Source organism: Maribellus luteus, assembly GCF_003576475.1.
GTDB classification, from domain to species: Bacteria; Bacteroidota; Bacteroidia; order Bacteroidales; family Prolixibacteraceae; genus Draconibacterium; species Draconibacterium luteum.
Map to the genome: position 1 here is coordinate 1 of NZ_QWGR01000272.1, position 523 is coordinate 523.

Consider the following 523-nt stretch of genomic DNA (forward strand, 5'->3'; position numbering starts at 1 on the left):
CAGGCGGGCGTTCTGGAAATAGGCGATCAGGTCCGAGACGTCGAAGACCAGCGCCGGGTCGAGCGGATCGGCGGGGGCTTCGCGCTCGGCGGCCAGGCGTTCGATTTCGGAGAGGACGGCGTCGGCGGCGGCGAGCCGTTGGCGCGCGGCGGGCTCCAGCGGATCGCCGTCGTCGCGCAGCACCGCGACCAGCCGCCGGATGTCGGCCTGGATGCGCCGGGCCGCGACGGCCGCTTCGACTTCGGCGTCCGTTTCGGTCTCGACCGCGCCGACGGCCTCGGCGAGCAGGCGCAGGTCGGTCTCGCCGGAGCGGGCCGCCAATTGGCGCAGCTCGTCTGACGCGTCGCCGTGACCCGGTTGCAACTGCAAGGCCCGCAGATAGCTGCGGCCGGCGCCGGCCCGGTTTCCCTGAAGCTTTCGCAGGTGGCCGAGGTGGAGGTGCGGTTCCGCCGAGGCGGGGTCGAGCTCCTCGGCGCGCCGATAGGCCAGTTCCGCCTCGGTGAAGGCGCCGCTTTCCTTGAGC

The 523-nt window shown here is 73.0% G+C and carries 1 protein-coding gene; it reads right to left on the reverse strand.

Annotated elements, in window-relative coordinates; genetic code table 11:
• A partial coding sequence (locus D1614_RS25905; protein WP_206610215.1) for a hypothetical protein occupies nucleotides 1–523 on the reverse strand: 523 nt, incomplete at both ends.